12 protein-coding genes and 4 tRNA genes are annotated in these 18,027 nt (G+C 54.7%); 12 read left to right on the top strand and 4 right to left on the bottom strand.

The window, feature by feature from the left end; genetic code table 11:
• Positions 1-190: 190 nt before the first annotated feature.
• Positions 191-1,171 (bottom strand): NAD(P)H-quinone oxidoreductase, encoded by a 981-nt coding sequence (locus G556_RS0103280; RefSeq protein WP_028821750.1) that lies wholly within the window; start codon positions 1,169-1,171, stop codon positions 191-193.
• Positions 1,172-1,244: 73 nt separating this feature from the next.
• Here G556_RS0103280 and G556_RS0103285 point away from each other — a divergent pair.
• Positions 1,245-1,327, top strand: a tRNA-Ser gene (locus G556_RS0103285).
• A gap of 31 nt (positions 1,328-1,358) precedes the next feature.
• On the top strand, positions 1,359-1,781 hold the full coding sequence (locus tag G556_RS0103290; protein ID WP_028821751.1) for a hypothetical protein: 423 nt from the start codon (positions 1,359-1,361) through the stop codon (positions 1,779-1,781).
• A 30-nt stretch (positions 1,782-1,811) separates the two neighbouring features.
• Here the strand turns inward: G556_RS0103290 and G556_RS0103295 are convergent, their stop codons facing one another.
• The gene (locus tag G556_RS0103295) at positions 1,812-2,399 is read right to left on the bottom strand and encodes a LytR C-terminal domain-containing protein (protein WP_028821752.1); all 588 of its coding nucleotides are present in this window, start codon (positions 2,397-2,399) and stop codon (positions 1,812-1,814) included.
• A 127-nt stretch (positions 2,400-2,526) separates the two neighbouring features.
• Here G556_RS0103295 and G556_RS10070 point away from each other — a divergent pair, with 127 nt between their 5' ends.
• From G556_RS10070 to G556_RS10985, 4 genes are all read left to right on the top strand, one after another.
• Entirely contained in the window at positions 2,527-3,840 is a 1,314-nt protein-coding gene (locus G556_RS10070) for an LCP family protein (protein WP_155941730.1), read from the top strand.
• Positions 3,841-3,978: 138 nt separating this feature from the next.
• Positions 3,979-4,068, top strand: a tRNA-Ser gene (locus G556_RS0103305).
• Between the two features lie 72 nt (positions 4,069-4,140).
• Positions 4,141-4,216 (top strand) — tRNA-Arg (locus G556_RS0103310).
• A 959-nt stretch (positions 4,217-5,175) separates the two neighbouring features.
• Positions 5,176-6,291 carry an InlB B-repeat-containing protein gene (locus G556_RS10985; protein ID WP_028821753.1) on the top strand — a complete coding sequence of 372 codons (1,116 nt, stop codon included), beginning with the start codon at positions 5,176-5,178 and terminating at the stop codon, positions 6,289-6,291.
• A gap of 209 nt (positions 6,292-6,500) precedes the next feature.
• On the opposite strand, the gene G556_RS10080 is transcribed toward G556_RS10985, so the two are convergent.
• On the bottom strand, positions 6,501-7,358 hold the full coding sequence (locus G556_RS10080; RefSeq protein ID WP_081675497.1) for a shikimate dehydrogenase family protein: 858 nt from the start codon (positions 7,356-7,358) through the stop codon (positions 6,501-6,503).
• A gap of 23 nt (positions 7,359-7,381) precedes the next feature.
• On the opposite strand from G556_RS10080, the gene G556_RS0103330 reads away from it, so the two are divergent.
• Positions 7,382-8,299, top strand: a complete 918-nt coding sequence (locus G556_RS0103330; protein WP_024111126.1) for a 1,4-dihydroxy-2-naphthoyl-CoA synthase — start codon at positions 7,382-7,384, stop codon at positions 8,297-8,299.
• Between the two features lie 81 nt (positions 8,300-8,380).
• Here G556_RS0103330 and upp read toward each other — a convergent pair whose 3' ends face one another.
• Positions 8,381-9,022 carry a uracil phosphoribosyltransferase gene (gene upp / locus G556_RS0103335; RefSeq protein WP_016455091.1) on the bottom strand — a complete coding sequence of 214 codons (642 nt, stop codon included), beginning with the start codon at positions 9,020-9,022 and terminating at the stop codon, positions 8,381-8,383.
• Between the two features lie 127 nt (positions 9,023-9,149).
• Here upp and G556_RS0103340 point away from each other — a divergent pair, with 127 nt between their 5' ends.
• The 5 genes from G556_RS0103340 to G556_RS0103360 all read left to right on the top strand — a co-directional run bounded on the left by G556_RS0103340 (position 9,150) and on the right by G556_RS0103360 (position 18,001).
• A complete protein-coding gene (locus G556_RS0103340; RefSeq protein WP_016455092.1) occupies positions 9,150-9,827 on the top strand; it encodes a tRNA adenosine deaminase-associated protein in 678 nt (225 codons plus the stop codon).
• Between the two features lie 17 nt (positions 9,828-9,844).
• Positions 9,845-10,276, top strand: a complete 432-nt coding sequence (locus tag G556_RS0103345; RefSeq protein ID WP_028821755.1) for a nucleoside deaminase — start codon at positions 9,845-9,847, stop codon at positions 10,274-10,276.
• A gap of 52 nt (positions 10,277-10,328) precedes the next feature.
• Positions 10,329-10,416, top strand: a tRNA-Ser gene (locus tag G556_RS0103350).
• A 327-nt stretch (positions 10,417-10,743) separates the two neighbouring features.
• Entirely contained in the window at positions 10,744-11,274 is a 531-nt protein-coding gene (locus tag G556_RS0103355; RefSeq protein ID WP_028821756.1) for a Dps family protein, read from the top strand.
• 631 nt (positions 11,275-11,905) lie between these two features.
• Positions 11,906-18,001, top strand: coding sequence for a hypothetical protein (locus G556_RS0103360; RefSeq protein WP_028821757.1), 6,096 nt, complete (start codon positions 11,906-11,908; stop codon positions 17,999-18,001).
• The last annotated feature ends 26 nt before the right edge of the window (positions 18,002-18,027 follow it).

An 18,027-nucleotide genomic window follows, 5' to 3' on the forward strand; every position in this document is an offset into this window, starting at 1 on the left:
GCAAGTGCGTGACAAAATGTGGTCGCTAAGGCATAAAATTCGGCAACAGGATGAAATTCGTTTCTCCGGCAAGGGGAAACGCGTTTAGATTGCAAACTTATTAATCCAGCAACCACGTCTTGCCGCGGTGTGGCTAGATGAAAACCGGCCGATGTCCAAACGGACGCCGGCCGGCAACTAATAGAAATAATTATCGAGGCTGGTCGACTGCCAGAACGATCTTGCCCATCAACCGGCCAGAGTCGAGCATCTCGTGAGCCTCAGCCGCATTTTCCATCGGGAAAACGGTGATATCAGGCAACGAGAGAGTCTCATCCTCGTAAAGCGGCCAAATCTTTTCGCGAACAGCCTGGGCGATTTCCGACTTCTGCTCAGTCGGACGGAACCGCAAGCTCGTCGCCGTGATGGTGCCGCGCTTGTTGAGCAGCTTGCCGATGTTCAGCTCACCCTTGACGCCCTTCTGCATGCCGATGATTACCATGCGCCCATCCTGAGCCAGGCAATCGACATTCGGCTGCAGATATTTAGCGCCAATGATGTCCAGGATCACGTCCACGCCCTTGCCGTCGGTCGCGTTCTTGACGCGCTCGGGCCAGTCCGTGTTGTAGTCGATGACGACGTCTGCGCCCAACTCGCGGCAGTAGTCCAGCTTCGGTTCGGACGCTGTCGTGATGACGCGCACGCCCATGTACTTTGCGTACTGGATTGCGAACGCGCCGATGCCGCCTGCGCCGCCGTGCACCAGGAACGTCTCACCTTTGCGCAGGTGGACGCGCTCCAAGTTGCTCAGCACAGTGGCGGCAACCTCGATCAGGGCCGCAGACTCGACAAGCTCGACGTTGTCCGGCGGTGGAATCAGCTGGCCGGCCGGCGCAACGAAATATTCCGCGTAGGCGCCGCCCGAAAGCAGCGCGACAACAGGGTTACCCGGCGCAAAATTGTCGACGCCCTCACCGACGGACTCAACGACGCCGGAAGCCTCCAAACCCAGCACGTTCGTGACGCCCTTCGGCGGAGGATAGTAACCGCGGCGCTGCAGTGAATCGGCACGGTTGATGCCTGCAGCCACTGTCTTAACTAGCACCTCACCAGGGCCTGGTTTGGGGGTGGCCACCTCCGTCCACTGCAGAGTTTCAGGTCCACCCTCTTGGGTCTGTGTAATTGCATGCATACATCTAGCGTGCCATCCCTTGGAAACTTTGCGTGCGCTAACATAAGATTTACTCGCAACAATCTGTTGTGCTGGCGAGGTCGCATAGTGGACTAGTGCAGCCGCCTTGAAAGCGGCCGAGCGAAAGCTCCGTGGGTTCGAATCCCACCCTCGCCGCGATTCATTCTCAGGCGGACTAGGAGCATTAATGCCCGAAAAATCCACGAAATACGTGTTCGCCCAGCGGCTACCGATCTGGACGTACGCTCTTGCTGGCCTGCTCACCGTGGGTGGCATGTTGGCTCTGGTCCTTGGCGACTCCGCAGTGTGGACGGTGCTCGGCATCGTCGGAATTGCCCTCGCCGTTCTCCTGTTGTTTATCCTGATTCTCATCGCCCGCAAGATCCGCCTCGAGGTGACGCTCGACGAACGCGGGTTCGTTGTCAATAACAGCGGCGATATTCGTAAAGGCGGTTGGGACGAGGTGACGAGCGTCTCGTCCACCCCAGATTTCAGCCGAATCGTGATTCGTTGCGGCGCCATCAAGCGCACCTACATCTCCGCTCCTCGCGGCGAATGGAAGACCCTCATGACGGAGCTAGTCGAAGACCTCCGCGGCAGGCTCAATTAGCAGTTAGGTCTGGCGTTTTGCGCGGAATGCCTATCCGATCAGGTAAACAGCAATGTCGGTGTCCCCGATTAGGTAGTTGCCACCTTCGGCGTCCACAACAGCGTCGATTCCAGCAACTCGGGCGGCCTTTTTGGCTGCTTCCTCGAATTCTTTAGTGCGGTAAACCACCGTCGAGGTTTCCAGCCCTTCCGCGGTTGAATTGTTGGCGATCGGATTGACGAAACCTGCCCGCTGGAGCTTTTCCGCGGTCTCTTTTGCCCATCCGTGACGGCTAGAAGCGTTCAAAACCCAAACTCGAATGTTCGATTTATCGAGAGAGCTATCGGCTGCTTCTTCAGGCGTCGCCGTGGCGGATTGGCTTGGCTTAGCGATTGTTGACGGGTTAGCGCTCGGCGTAGCAACAGTTTCGGACGGCGTCGGGGTCGGCGCGCTGGAAGGTGTTGTGTCAGGGCCTTTCGTGTAGCTAACCCAACCCCAGGCAAGTAGCGCGCCCAGCAGCGCGGAGATGAGAACTGCAAGCATCGTATGCCAGCGTTTGTGAGGACGTCGTTGCGTGCGAACCAGCTGGATTTTTTCCATCTGGCTGGATTCTTCGGGTAGATATCCTCGTTTGCTCATGCGCTAACAGTAGCCGCCCGTGCCAATACTTATTGCACCAGCCACGCCATTGCGCACCCATTTCGAGGTGAGTGAATGGTTGACGTTACATTTACATATTGTTGAATTACTATATAAAGTTTCACCCGTGGGGTTACCAAAAAGAGGGCTAGTAGACGATACAGCAAGCAGGCAGAGCGCTGACCGGCACCCGATACGCAGGTGGCTGCTCAGGATCTTGCTGTGCGTCGTTGCTTTCGTGCTCTCGTTCGCGGTTACCGCTGCTGCGCTGATTTACAGCGACCTTTCTGGACGGGTAAACAACTTCGAAGCCCCGGCGATGGCGGGGCGAACACCCCCAGATTCGTATGACGGGCTACCCATCAATGTGCTCATCATTGGTTCGGATACCCGCGCTGGGCAACAGAACATTGAGGGATCGGTTGAAGGCGACACCTCGGCTCGTTCAGACACGACCATGGTTGCCCACATTTCAGCGGACCGTAAGAGCGTCAATGTGGTTTCCATTCCCCGCGATCTGATCGTGGACATTCCTTCTTGCGAGCGTAAGGACGGCAGTGTCTCTCAGCCTCAGCGCGCTCAGTTCAATTGGGCTTTCTCGATTGGCGGTGAAGGCGGCGATCTGTCGTCAGCGGTTTACTGCACCTGGAAGACGGTTGAAGAATTATCGGGAATTCGCATCGACGAATCCGTGGTCGTCGATTTCAATGGGTTTGCCGCGATGATTGACGCGTTGGGCGGCATCAACATGTACGTTCCGTACGCGGTGCACGACTACGAGTATTCCAAACTTTTCCTTGACCCCGGCTGCCAGCATTTCGATGGTGAGAAGGCCCTCGCATATGCCCGAGTTCGTCACGGCGTTGAGGGTTCGGACGGCTCGGACCTTCGTCGTATTGAACGCCAGCAGGCCGTGATGAGTGTGATGTTGCACACTGCGTTGAATAAGAACATTCTCACCTCTGTCAGCGAGCTCTACAGGTTCGTTGGTAACGGGTTGTCATCCCTGACCATCTCGGAGGGGCTGTCTTCTGTTGCTCAGCTCGTTGGACTGGGATGGTCGCTTCAATCCATTAACCCAGAGAACCTTCGCTTCGTTACGCTGCCAGTTGCACCTGCACCAGAAGACATCAACCGTGTCGTGCTGGATGGCAATGGGGCCGACGATATTTGGGAATCGTTCAAGAACGACTCTCCGCTTCCCCCAGGCACTGAGGTGCGAGACGGCAACGGCAGTGTTTACGAGATTCCGGACCCTTCAGTCCAGCCGATTCAGCCTAGCGATTCTCCGGCCGCAGAGAGCGCTGAGGGTGCTGAGCCCGCAGCTGAAGCGCCCGTCGAGCCTGCCCCTGCCGAAACCGCCCCAGGTCTTCAGAATGACGAATTGACGCCGGCGGAACTTGCTCGGTTGCAGCGAGAATGCGAGTTAAGCGGCAGGTAGCCTCAGATCTTTGGCAAAGGTTAGGCGCCAGATATTTCTGCCTGGTTTTGCTCTTGCTCTAAGTTGCCATTATTCTAGGTTGGACGTCGCTGACGTAGGGTTTCGGCTTTGAGCCTTATAGGTTCTGAATCGAAGCTTGGAGGTGTCGCCTAGTCGGCCTATGGCGCCCGCCTGCTAAGCGGGTTTGGGGCATAAACCCCATCGCGGGTTCGAATCCCGCCACCTCCGCGGCCGTTGACGGAATCCCGATTTGGGTTTTTCGGCTAAACGGTATTAAAGTAATTTCTCGCATTGAGAGATGCGCCCGTGGCTCAACGGATAGAGCACCTGACTACGGATCAGGAGGTTGGGGGTTCGAATCCCTCCGGGCGCGCCAGTTGCGAAGGCTCCGGGAGACCGGAGCTTTTTTATTGCTCAAATTGGGGTTAATACCCAAGATGTGCGTATGGGGTCTGCGTGTCGTGGATTGTTTTATCGTTTGGCCCAACCTTTGCGGATGTGTAGCGAGCCGTCTTGGTAGGCCGGGTCGTGGTCGTTGGCGGTGTCGTAGCTGGCCGGGCTGATCGGGTCGTTGGCGGCGGCTTGGGGTGGCTGGTGTTATATGGCGGTGATGAGTCAGCCAGGCGATAGGGTATGCCGGGTCGATAGAGTTGTGGTGTAACACCCATTCGACCGCTGTTTTCATGTGGGGCTCGTTCAGGCCTCGATGCGCGTTAAGTAGGCGTCGGATCGCAGCGCTAACCCCGCCTTTAAGGCGGCTAGCGGTGGCTTGAATATCAAGCCCAGTGAATCTCAGGCTTAATGCCCAAAAGATGTTAAAATTTTCCTAAGAATATCCGACGACTTGGAGGGAATTGTGAGGGAAAGCATGAAAAGGGTGGTCAGCCTCTTGATCGCCCCGTTGGTGTTTTTGGGGACGATGGTCACTGCCATGATGACCCCCCTAGCGCTAGCGCACAAGGGCAGGTAAGAATCGAGATTTTACCGGAGATTTTCATAAACGAGCAGACGAAGGCCTTCTTCGATTCGCCGCAGGAAGCTATCGGGGCAGACCGTTCGCTTAACGTTTATGGCGGAGCGCCGCCGGCTAAGGTTCTTGAGACCTGGAAGAATATTGCTTTCCAGGTTTACGATGGTGATGGGAACCTGGTTGAGACGACCAAGGGAATCGTCGGGGATCCTGTTCGATGGAGTGGGGCAAAGTATTTAGGCCCATACCCGCAGGGCAAGACCTACACCGTAAAGGTTGACAATTCGACTGTTCCAGAGGGCTACCATTCCTGGTTTACCGCTTTAGCTTCAAACTACAGACCTGATCCAACTCCAACCGATGTCATGGCCGTAGGCTCTGACAACTATTCGGCCACTAACTCGAAGGAAAACGTAAACTCCATAGCTGAAACGCGTTTTTACCTTGATATAGCCAGCGTCGCCTACGCTAAGAACGCGGACGTGGCCAAGGATCTTTTCGTGGTTGAAAACGACAAGGTCACCGGGATAAATACCAAGTACACCGAAGGCACTGACTACGTTATAAAGGCAGTTGCTAAAGACGGAACAGTGCCCCAGCCGACTCAGGCAGAAGTGGCGAAGCTTACCGATGAGGGCAACATGCCGGCGTACTTCTACTTCATGTACAAAGATCAGAAGTCTTCGCTTCGGAACATCCGCGCAATAGAAGGCAATTTTTCGTACCTCAGGTGGTGGGAAGGAAACGATGGGGTCAACACTTTTGAAAAGTTCAAGTCTTCCAGCGTTTTCGTCACCACTTTGAACCAGCGTGTTCCAGAGGCTAAGTTCTACCAGCCCGCTAGCGAGGGCGCTGAGCCCGAGGTGCTGGCATCGATGCAGGTTTATTACGGACGCTCGGCAGCGCAAAACTGCCTGAGCGATGGTACAACCTGCCTGCCAAAGGAGCTTCCTGCCGCACCGGCCAAAGCGGGGTACGCGTTTAAGGAATGGAACACCAAGGCTGATGGCTCTGGTGATGTCTTCGACGCCGACACGGTGGTTAAGGGTGATTTGGCGGTATACGCGATTTATGTCGTCAATACCCCACCCGTGCTTGAGGTCAAGGACGCGACGATTACCGCCGGCGAGCAGCTGGATCTGCGCTCGCTGATAACCAAGGCAGCTGATGAGCAGGACGGAGCAAACCTGGCCGATAAAGTCGTCATAGAGCAAGGAAATTTCGATAGCTCTAAGGCGGGGGCCTACGAGGTTAAGTACACGCTCACCGACTCTAACGGGGAAAGCGTAACCGCGATCGCAAAGATTACGGTTAAGGAGGCAGCTGCGACAAAACCGACTAAGCAGAAAAAGGCCACCGTCAAGAAGAGCAAGCGCAACTTGCCGGAGACCGGTTCTGCTGGAGCCGGGATGTTGGGGGCCGCGCTTGTCTGTGGGCTAGCCGGTGTCGCTATCTCCAGGCGGGCGAGAAGAAACAGCTAGCCAAGATATATCCGCTTGATATCAACTAAATGTGGGGTTGGACGCTTCGTTCTGCGACGTCCAACCCCATATTTGTCTTAGAAAACTTCGGGTTTTTGCAATCGGGGTTTAAGAATTTTGGCCATTAACCCCAAAGTTTTCTCTTTTGTGAATGCTTCAGAGGTGGCATGGGCGACCACGTTTTATCACGCGACTCTTGGGTATTAACCCTATTTTTTGCTTGCTAGAGCTTTGTAGCCGGCGTCAAGCAGCGGCCTAGGGTCTGTGCGTTGGCCCGTCATCAACTCGATCTGGTCTAGCGCCTGGAAGACGAGCAGGTCCATGCCTGAGAGCGTATTCTTGCCTGCTGCCTGGCCGGCCTGCTCTAGGTTCGAGGGGTAGAAGTTGTAGGTCAGTTCAAAGACGTTTTTCGCGGGCGCGACGAGCAGCGCGGCGGCTTCCGCGTCCAGGTTCACCGGCACGGAATTGACGAGCAGATCGACGGGCTCGGGGCTGGGAGAGCCGAAGTCGACGAACGTCAGCTCGATTCCATAGAAGCCTGCGAGCTCGCCCAGGCTCCTTTCCGCGCGTTCGCGGCTGCGGGCGTTGACCAGAACTGTTCCCACGCCAAGCCTATGCAAAGCCGCGAGACTGCTGCGCGCGGTCGCGCCGTTGCCGATCAGCTGGGCGGTCTCGACTCGCTCGACGCCTCGGGCCCCGAGCGCCGAGACCAGCCCAGTGACGTCGGTGTTGTAGACGCGGTTGGGTGAGCCGAAAATCAATGTATTGCCCGCATGTAGGGCCTGCGCCAGCGGATCCACCTCGCCGTGGGAAAGCAGTCCGGGTTTGTTGGGGGCAGTGACGCTGAGCCCAACCCAGCGGGCGCCGTCATGATTCTGTGCTTCCAAGTCGGCGATAAAATCGTCTAGCTCGTGCTCGTCGACGTCGAACGCGTCGTAGCGGAAGTCGCGCAGCCCCAGCTGAGCGTATGCCGTGCGGTGTAAAAGTGGCGATAGCGAATGCGCGATCGGATGACCGATCACCGCGCAACGATTGACTTGGCCTTGCCCGGACGCGAAATTTGTCATACCTGCACGCTAGCGTTGTCTGCATGACCCAGACCAATAGCAGCCCGAATAATCCGTTCCACCCAGAGAGGTGGGAGGAAGTTCCTGGCTTCGATTTCACCGACATCACATATCACCGCGCTAAAGACGTGCCTGCCGTGCGCATCGCGTTCGATCGTCCCGAGGTTCGCAACGCGTTTCGTCCGCACACCGTCGACGAGCTGATCACGGCGCTGGAACACGCCCGCTGCAGCGCAGACATCGGCGTTGTGCTGCTCACCGGCAATGGCCCCAGCCCCAAGGACGGCGGTTGGGCGTTCTGCTCCGGTGGCGACCAGCGGGTGCGCGGAAAGTCGGGCTATCAATACGGCGAGAAGGAGCAGCTGACTCCGCAGGAGCGCGCCAAGGCCGGGCGCCTGCATATTCTGGAGGCCCAGCGCATCATCAGATTCATGCCGAAAGTCGTCATCGCCCTGGTCAACGGCTGGGCTGCCGGCGGTGGGCACTCTCTGCACGTCGTCGCTGACATGACGCTCGCCTCTAAGGAGCACGGCTTGTTCAAACAGACCGACGCGGACGTTGCCAGCTTCGACGGCGGCTTCGGTAGCGCATATTTGGCCCGTCAGGTGGGCCAGAAGTTTGCCCGCGAAATCTTCTTCCTCGGCGACACCTACACCGCCGAGGATGCCTGCCGCATGGGCATGGTTAACAAGGTTGTTCCGCACGCAGATCTCGAAGAGGAGGCCCTGGATTGGGCTAAGAAGATCTGCGACAAGTCACCCACGGCCATCAGGATGCTTAAGTACGGCTTTAACCTGCTCGACGACGGCCTGGTCGGCCAGCAACTATTCGCCGGCGAGGCAACCAGGCTGGCATACGGAACTGACGAAGCCGTCGAGGGCCGCGACTCGTTCCTCGAAAAACGCGATCCGGATTGGAGCGCCTACCCCTACTACTACTGATTAATTGGGCTTTGAGGGCTTAAAAAATCGGGCTAGCCGGCGACGCGGCCGATAAAACTGCGTCGTCGGCTAGCCCAATTCTTAGTCGACTATGCCGTAGAGGCGGTCGCCGGCGTCACCAAGGCCGGGCACGATGAAGCCGTGCTCGTTCAGGCCTTCGTCAACAGCGGCGACGACCAGCGTGGTCTTGATCTTGAGGTCGTCAACCAGGTGCGAGAACTTCTCGATGCCCTGCGGAGCTGCGAGCAGGCAAAGGCAGGTGACGTCGTCCGCGTGGCGGTTGGCAAGGAACTGCACGCAGCCGCCCAGCGAGCCGCCGGTGGCGAGCATTGGGTCTAGTACGAAGCACTGGCGCCCGGCAAGATTGTGCGGCAGGCGCTCGGCGTATGTGGTGGGCTCCAGGGTTTCCTCGTCGCGAATCATGCCGACGAAACCAACCTCGGCGGACGGCACCATGCGCGTCATGCCACCAAGCATGCCGAGGCCGGCACGCAAAATCGGCACCACCATGGGCTTCGGGCTGGAAAGCTTGACACCTTTGGTGGTGGTTATAGGGGTTTCAACCTCGGTGGGTTCGATGCGAACCTCGCGGGTTGCTTCGTAGGCAAGAAGCGTCACCAGCTCGTCAACGAGCTGACGGAAAACGGTGCTGTTCGTGTTCTTGTCGCGAAGTACGGTCATTTTATGAGAGACCAACGGATGGTCGAGCACTTTTAGTTCCACGTCTCTAACTCTTGCACAAAGTAGACGTCCAAGACCTAATTCTTTACTCGAGAGTATTAATAACCTCGGATAGAATTCGCGAACATAATTTGAGAACATAGAAGCCATAGGGCGATAAGGAGTCATGATGGCTGACGTTTTCGATGACGAGAGGGCAGAAGACCTGTCCAACTCTGCGGACGAGAGTAATACCGACGATCTCGACCTGTCCGCTGAGGAAAGCCTTGATGACGACGAGGATCTTGACGGCGGCGTAATCCACGACGACTACGACGACTTCGACGATGACGACGAAGATGATTACGACGACTACGACGATTATGAGGATTACGAGGACGCGACCGTTGCGGACGTAGATTTCGTCGTGGCCCTCTACCGCGAGGACGGCGAACCAACGGTCGTCGAGCTGCCGTTCCCGGCTGCCAACGATCTGGACGAGATGATTTCTCAACTCAGCAGGCTGCCCGGCGACGGCGGGGCCCTGGGCGTGGTTTCCATCGCCGGCGAGTTCTTCGTGCTCTGCCGCGTGCGCGGAAACAAGATTCAGGTGCTGCTCAACGATTCGCTGGCAAGCTGCGACTGGCCGATCGCCCGTGACGTCATGGACTACCTGGGCATCGAGGTGCCTTCCGAGGACGACGATGACGAGGTTATCGGGGATCTTGGCATGCTGGAGGATCAGGGCGTTAGCGAATTCGAGATGGAACAGATCGCCGGCGACGCCGACGAGGATTCCGATCAGCTAGTGCTTCAGATTGTGGACGAGATGCACTTCGGCGCCCAATTCGACAAGGTTGTGAACTGACCCGCTGGGACGACGCAATGGCGTTGGCGCTTTCTGAGGCCAACGCCGCGGGCTTGCGCGGCGATGTGCCGGTTGGCGCGGTGATTCTGGATGAAAACGACCGCGTGATTGCGCGCGCCCACAACACCCGCGAAGCGGATTGCGAGATCACCGGGCATGCGGAAATCCGCGCCATGCAAGAGGCGTCGAGGAAGCGGGGCGAGTGGCGGCTGCCGGACTGCACGCTGGTCGTCACGCTGGAACCGTGCGCGATGTGCGCGGGCGCACTCGTCCAGGCTCGGATCGGACGGCTGGTTTTTGGCGCCTTCGATGACAAGGCTGGAGCGGTGGCGTCTCTGTGGGACGTCGTGCGAGACCCTCGGCTGAACCACAACCCGCAGGTTGTTTCGGGCGTCATGGCCGAAGCCTGCGCCGGGGTGCTGCGTGATTTCTTCGGCCAGTTGCGCTGAACGAGTCGTCTTCGATTTGGCCGTTACCTCATCTTTTCGTAAACTGTCCCACGGTGACGTGTCTGAGCGGCCGAAAGAGCTCGCCTCGAAAGCGAGTGAGGTGCAAGCCTCCGAGGGTTCAAATCCCTCCGTCACCGCCAGTTAATCTCGCGACGCAGACCACCGCGTCGCGAGATTTTTCATTTTCTGGGGCCTCCATCGAGCGGTTGCGTTCAAAATTTCTGCCAAACTCAACTCGCTAATCGCGAATCTTCTGCGGTGGAATAAATTGCCGCGCTCTGACTAGGGAAAACGCCTTTTGGGTGACCCAGTAACCCGATTAGCGAGTTGAGTTTGGCAGAAAATTCTTTGCGCAAGAGTGTTTTTTGGGTTAATACCTAAAAAACCAGATTCCTTGGAATAATTAAAAACATAAAGCGTTGCACCTAGTAACAAGGCAAATGGAACCTACTTTTTAGGAGATAGAAATGACCGCAGTTCTTAACATTCCGCAGCCCGCTGGCGAGACCCTAACCAAGCCGCAGGTATCCCACAACGGCTTCCAGGCTTCCGCTAAGCTCGCAGCCGCGCTTCAGGCCGTTAATGTTGACCTGATCGCGCTGAGCCTTGTTGGCAAGCAGGCCCACTGGAACCTGGTTGGCTCGGGCTTCAAGACCCTGCACGAGGGTCTCGACGACATCATCAACATTGCCCGTGACGGCTCCGACGAGGTCGCCGAGCGCATGCGCGCAGTTTGGGCAACCCCGGATGGTCGTCCTTCCGTCGTAGCTGCCGAGACCACCATCAAGGAGTTCCCGCAGGGCGAGATCTCCGTTGAGGAGGCCGCAAAGCTGACCGTTGAAGCCATCTACGCAACCGTCGCCACCATGCGTCGCGTTCACGACACCGTTGACGAAGAGGACCCGGTTTCCGTAGACATCATCGAGGACCTGACCGCTCAGCTCGAGCAGCAGGCCTGGTTCGTCGGCGCAGACCTGCGCACCCCGCAGACCCGTTAGTCAAAGTTAATAAAAAGCTACTGGGAGGTCACCGGTTAATCGGTGACCTCCCTTTGCGTATTAATCCACGGTTTACCTTTTCATCTGGCGAGGCGTTTTGTATACCCCGTAAGGAGAAAGCGCAAAACACGAAACTGATCGTGTGTAGCAAAAATGATTATTTTTTTGGGGGGGGTGAAATTTTTGTCCGAAGGGGTGAAATAGGGAGTTAAATTCCCTAAAAGTTATTTAGTTTCAGCAGCTTCGCGATTAAATTCATGTCAAGTACCAGCCGGTACCCGTCGGGGGGGGGGGGGTAATCAGGGGCGAGCCGTGACCACCCATTTTAAAGTTCGTGGCCTTTTGGCATGAGGATCTTCTCCCGTCGCATTTTGCAAATTGATTATGCAGGAAGCGCAATGCGTCCTGGGTATTTCGATAGGGGACTAGATTGAACGGCCGTAACCACCCAGTGGGCGCAAAGCAACGGGTATGCCAGACGCTTTTGCTGACTCTTGCTTTTATTGTGTTAGCAAGTTTTGCGGGTTTGTCCCCAACCTTCAGTCAACTAGCTTCTCAGGCTCAGGCTGCCCCAGGAGGCACCAGTGCCAGATCTTTTTCTGCTACGTCTAAGTCTGTCCAATCAACCTGGGTGCAACGTCTTGCGATTAGCGGTGATAGAGACGACGGCAAACTGATCGTGACCAAAGAGGCCGGAAAGCTGGCTGGTGGTAAGTGGGCACCCTTAACTGGGCCACTACCTTTTGGTGGCGGTGAAGTCACTTACCGCTACAAGTTTGAATACAGCCCTCACGTAGATAGCAACTATGAAGGGCGAATTATCTTTACGCCTGAATTTTACGATAAATCGGATAATAAATATTCTGCTGCGCAGATGACGGGCCAATACACTGCCAATGAACGTTATGATTTTTCGAAGGCACTCCCGAAAATTTCTGACGAAGGCTGCGGCAGCGTAGACCTGGATAGTGGTTTTAAAACTGGGGATTACAACAAAGGTGAAATAACCGGCTTCTCTGAAGAAAACGGTTGGCTACGTGTCGATCCGAGCGAAAGCTTTGTCGCCAACGACCGTACTTTCCGCACCGGTGGATGGGCAATTAGCGCTGACCCAACACGCAAGATCATCCCATATTCTGGTGACGCTTCCCCCGCGTATCTCTACTGCACAACTAACGTCACCAAGACCACGACTGCTGCCCTAACCGTTGAAAACATGCTCTACACTGCTATCAGTGAGTACAAATATCCTTTTAAGGGCTACAAACGAAAGGATTTCTTAGGAGACCAAAGTTATCTTGAGGCATTGAACGGTGAGTGGACTTGGTGGACTACAACCGGCAATACGCCAACAGTAAAAAGAGGTAGGTATCCCCTCCGAGTTCCCCTTACAGTTGAGGTGGAAGACGAGCCGCTGCCTGACGTCGATAAGCGAATTTCAGTTACTAAAACCCCGGATAAACCCGCCATCCCACAAGGTGGTGACGAGGTTACCTACACCTACGAGGTTAAAAACAACATTCCGGCACGTTTTGGTGAACGTGGACGAATGTTCTTCGAGAACATCTCAGATGACAAGTGCCCCCAAGTTGGGGCTACTTCCGGTCTGCAAGCATACGGAACTAGGCACTACATTCCCCCTGAAGGTACGGCAGTTTTTAGCTGCAAAATGCAAGTGACGAGTCAGCTAACCAACACGGTTACTGCAAAGTTTAGAAACAATGACGATCAGCAAACCTCGACTGCCACCGCTCACGCCACGGTGCGCATCCAAGAGCGAAATCTACCTGATCCACAAAAGCGAATCAGGTTGGATATCACCCCGAATCCAACCCTGGTTAACCCAGGCGAAAATGTCGTCTACACCTATCGCGTTACCAGCCTAATTAGTGAGTACATGATTGAAGACCGCAAGCGGTTGTATTTCAGCGAACTAACTGATCCGTCTTGTACTTCGATTAACTATCAACAAGGTGGTCAACAAGACGGGGCAGTACGTTATCTAGACCCTGGCGAAACCATGGAATTCACCTGCACGCGCCCGATAGCTGATGGTGATGCTGGTAAGACTCTAACTAACACCGCAACGGCTAAGTTCACTAGTAAATACGACAATAAAGAAGCCGTTGCCGCCAACTCATCGACTATTAGGGTGCGGCCCAAACTTCCCGATCCTGCCGATCGAGTCTCAGTTACTAAAGAGCCGAACGTCACTTGGCTGCCTTATGGCGGTGGCGAGGTTAGGTATCGCTATCAGGTTTCTAACCTGATTCCTGAGGACTATTCCGACAGTGAACTTGGCAAAATGTATATAGACGAGCTGAGTGATGATAAATGTTCTCCGGTAAAGCTAGTTAGCGAAGTTGGCACCCAGCTGGTTAATGGAGCGGAGCGAAAGCTGCTCTACCCAGGCGAAAGCGCGACATATGAATGTGTCGCTAACTTGGCAGCAACCACCACTAACACAGCTACTTTCACCGCCACTAATGCTGGCGATAATCAACAGTCAATAAAGACAGCTGATGCAACAGTTGAGGTTTCGACGAACCCTAACTATCCAGATAAGTCGAGGTGGGCTCGTCTTGAGATGACACCTTCTGTCGAAGAACTCCCCAACGGTGGTGGCGAAGTTACCTACACTTACACTCTCACCAACATGATTCCTAAAAAAACGGTGAAGGGCGAGGATTACGGCAGGCTCTACCTAGAAAATGCTAGCGACGATGTGTGCTCTTCTGCAGCTAGTGAGTTACGTGCCAAGCTGACTAAAGATACTGAAAATAAACACCCCGATGGTCGCCAGTTTTATCTACCTGCTGGTGAATCGGTGACCTTTACTTGCAAGACGAATATTACTGAAACTGTCACGAATACCATCAAGGTGCAGTTGTCTAATATCGACCCGAATGTAACTGCGCGCAAGGCGCCACTGCTTGAGCAGTCTGCCACGGTTACTGTTATGCCACCGATACCCGCTCCCGAGCAGCGTATCTCGGTTGAGAAGACTGCTTTTGAGCGTAACGCTAACGGCGACATTGTGCCTAGCGATGGCGAAGTCTTCTTTGATGACTTCGTGCGTTACGACGTAAAAGTCAAGAACAATATTCCCGTAGAATTCGCTGGCCGCCAAGAAGGCAAAATGTATCTGGTCGATCAAGGTGTTAGCGACCCATTGTGTAGCCTTGCTGCCCCGAATGATCTAAAACAGGATGGCAACGGTAAATATCTTGTACCTAACCAGGAAGCCACCTGGAGTTGTCTGCACAAAATCGTTGATGAGCAAACAGAAAACACGGCTACTGCGAGTTTTAAGCAAATAGTTGATAATCAGGTTTCGACCGTTAAATCTAACACCGTCACCATCAGCGCTAAGGAACGTCCAGTGCCGGGCCGAATCGGCTGTAGTGAAATTGTGACAGGATCAGATAGCCGGCGGGAGGGCTACTACGACAACTATGGGTATTTTCGGCAGAAGTACCTTGGTGGCAAGCTAGAGCTAGTTAAAAATATCGTCGCAGACAGGAATAATCCGCAAGCGAGCACTTTCGATAAAGAAGATCTCAATAACGGCGATATGCCAGATTTCGGGAATAACCGAGGCGGTACCGCTGCGGTTGCGGTGAACCCACGGTCAAGTAACGAGGTTTTCTACTCAATTCGCAACCTTGCTGGTGGAGGAACCGCGCAAAACGGTATTTATAAATTTGATAACGCCACTGGCACCCACGAACAAATGGTTGGCCCAGACCAAGCAAGTTCCATGGTCCGTCTTGGGTTTGATGCTGACCACACCCTTTGGACTCTGGACAATAACGCGCAAATTTATTCATACAAATTCCAGGTTGATGCCGAAGGTAACACCATAAAAGACGGCATGGTGCGTGAATACCACGGCACCTTCAAGTTACCTGCAGGCCACGGAAATTTCGCTCAAAAAGGTTCTGGTGACCTAGCCTTTGACGGGCTTGGCAATATGTGGGTTATCACCTCTGTGGTTGGCGGTGGTAAGGGCCCAGGTGAATTGTACGTGGTGCCTCGTTCGCAACTGGTTGATGACAATAATGGTGCAAATGAAGGTGCAGTTGCGGTTTTCGTCGGAGAAATGGGACCGCACGAATATGTCGGTTTAGCTTTCGACGAAAAAGGTAACCTCTGGGCCACCGATAGCCGTCAGCGTGATGCTTATAACTACACAGACAATTCCAGTCACCTCTATTTAGTCGATACCGGCACCGGTAGAGCCACTGATGTTGGCGAGGTTGGTACAAATATTCACGACCTTGCCTCGTGCGCGCTGCCTAAGCCTGAGTTGCGTATTGATAAGAAGGCCTCGCCTAGCGGCGGCCCGATTCCCGGTGAAGAGATCACTTACGAAATCACCATCGAAAACGTCGGTAACCTCCACGCGATTGATATGAGGTTCAAAGACTTGATGCCGGCTGACGCGACCTATGTGCCAGGTTCGATGGAGATGACGGTTGGGAAAACAGACGCTGCAGGCAATTTGTTAGAGCCAACTGAAGTGGTCTGGAAGAAATTACCCGATAATTCAGATGGTACGACCTACTTCCACGAGCCGAAATTAATTAAGTCGCCTTCGGTAACTAACGAGGGGGTTATCGACTACCAGAAACCAGGTGAGCAGCAGGCCCCGCCGCCAATAATCATCCGGTTCAAAGTGAAACCTGATTACCCACAGAAAGCGAGCACGAACAAGCAAGTCTGTAACCAAGCTCAAGGCACTTTCGTCGGTAAAGTTGCGCAACTTTCTGATGATCCGTCGAAGCCGGGTTTTGCTGATTCTTCGTGCACGCTGGTGGTTGAGCCGAACGTTGGCATCGACAAGAAAGCGGTAAGCGTTAGTGAATCTGGCGAGTCCGCCGTCAAGACGAATGTGGCTAGGGCTGGTGAAGAGGTTACTTACGAATACACTGTGACCACTAACCCAACCCAGCAGAAATTCAACAATGCTAAGACCGATCAGCCGAAAGGTTTGCCTGAAGAACCAAGGTTTAATAAGACCTTGGACGTTGCGGAGGGTCAGGCAGCAGAGAAGAAGCTACCAGTTACTTCGGTGACTAGGGTGCCTGCCAACTCGCCTCTTAAGGAAGAGCATTGGCAGAGTTTGGTTGGCACTGAGCCACTTAAAGACGTCACCGTAACTGACGATAAGTGTGTTGACGACAAAGGTGCTAGCGCGGTGCGTCCGGTCACTAAGACCGTCGCTGAGCGTGAAGAGGATGGCAGCCCGAAGGTTGATGGCCAGGGTAAACCAATCACTAAAGAAGTGAATATTGGTGATGTTAATGAGGACGGGCTGCTTGATGGGCCTAACGGTGATCTTCCTGGTGAAGCATGGAAATACACCTGTTCAGCTAACATCTATGGCCCAACTGAGAATATTGCTCGCGTCGAAGCTAAAGGCAACAGATCAGAGCATCGAGTAAACGACACTGATAAGTGGTTTATCAGTTCCCCGGAATTCAAGATTCAAAAGCTGGCTGCCGCGGCCGCAACTGAAGAAGACGTTAAAGCGAGAACTGCCAAGAAGGTAGGCGAGCGTATCTGGAAGCCAATTGGCGACCCGGTGCGTCCTGATGCTCAAGGAAAAGGCACTGCTGTTTACCAGATCACCGTCACTAACATCAGTGAATTTGCTGGTTCGGGTGATGTTGTCGTGGACTTGCCCACACCGCCTGCCGGAGTTGAAGTTGCTAATGTGCGGTATCTCTTGGCTGGTGATACTCAAGGAGAGCCGGTTGAATGGCCCAAGGACGGTCAAGGAAAATATATTTTCTCTGCCCCCAAGCTTGAAGCTGGTGGAACTTACACCATCGAAGCGTTGATTGATTACAAGATCGCTGACTTGGCGAGTGTTAAATGGGAAGATCTGAAGACTTGCCAAGCTGCTTCCGGCGCTAACCCGAGCAAGGGTCTGTTCAATAAGGTCGAGATGACCGCCGATAAGGACGGCACAGATAATAATGAGGCTTGTATCCCGATTGTGCCCCCGAAAGTGGATTTCCGGGTGCACAAGTTTGCCCGCAACTGTGACACTGATCAGCCCACATGTGATCTTCAGGGTGCTGAATTTGTGATTTACGATTCGGAACCCACGTCGGGCGGCGGTTTCAAGGAAGTGTGCGTGCCGGATCCCGATGGCGCAACAGCGGCGGGAAGCCTGCCCAAGCAGATCTGTTCGTTCTTGGACAACACTGTCGAGGATCCTTCGGCCCCGGGTCGCAAGATCACCGGCTCGATGTTCAAGTCGGTGCCGTTGGAATACAACAAGAGCTACTGGCTGCTGGAGAGGCAGGCCCCGGCCGGATTCACTCTGCTGCCCAGGCCCATCGAATTCCGCATCACGCCTGATGACCCGAAGACTCAAGCTGATGAGTCTGGCGTCAAACTTTGGAATGGCGATCGGCCCGCTGATGATCCACTCGGTAAAGAAGGTGACCTGCTGACGGTCACGGACTTTAGCGAGAAAGTCCCCAAGGTTAATGAGCAAGGGGAACCCGTCCTCGATGAGGCCGGTAAGCAAATACTCGAAGAAAAGGTCTCGAAGGGGGTGCAACTAAATATCGAGAACACTTCGGCGAAGGCAGTATTGCCGAAGTCCGGTAGCCGCGGATTCTACCCGTATCTAGCGGCTGGTGCGGCGCTGCTTATTGCGGCTGGCCTCATCTTGAACAAAGACAAGCTGAAAAAGCGTTTTAAGCGCTAACCGCGCGAAGCGCGTGAGAGGCGTCA

Source organism: Propionimicrobium lymphophilum DSM 4903 (assembly GCF_000423485.1).
Taxonomy (GTDB): Bacteria; Actinomycetota; Actinomycetes; order Propionibacteriales; family Propionibacteriaceae; genus Propionimicrobium; species Propionimicrobium lymphophilum.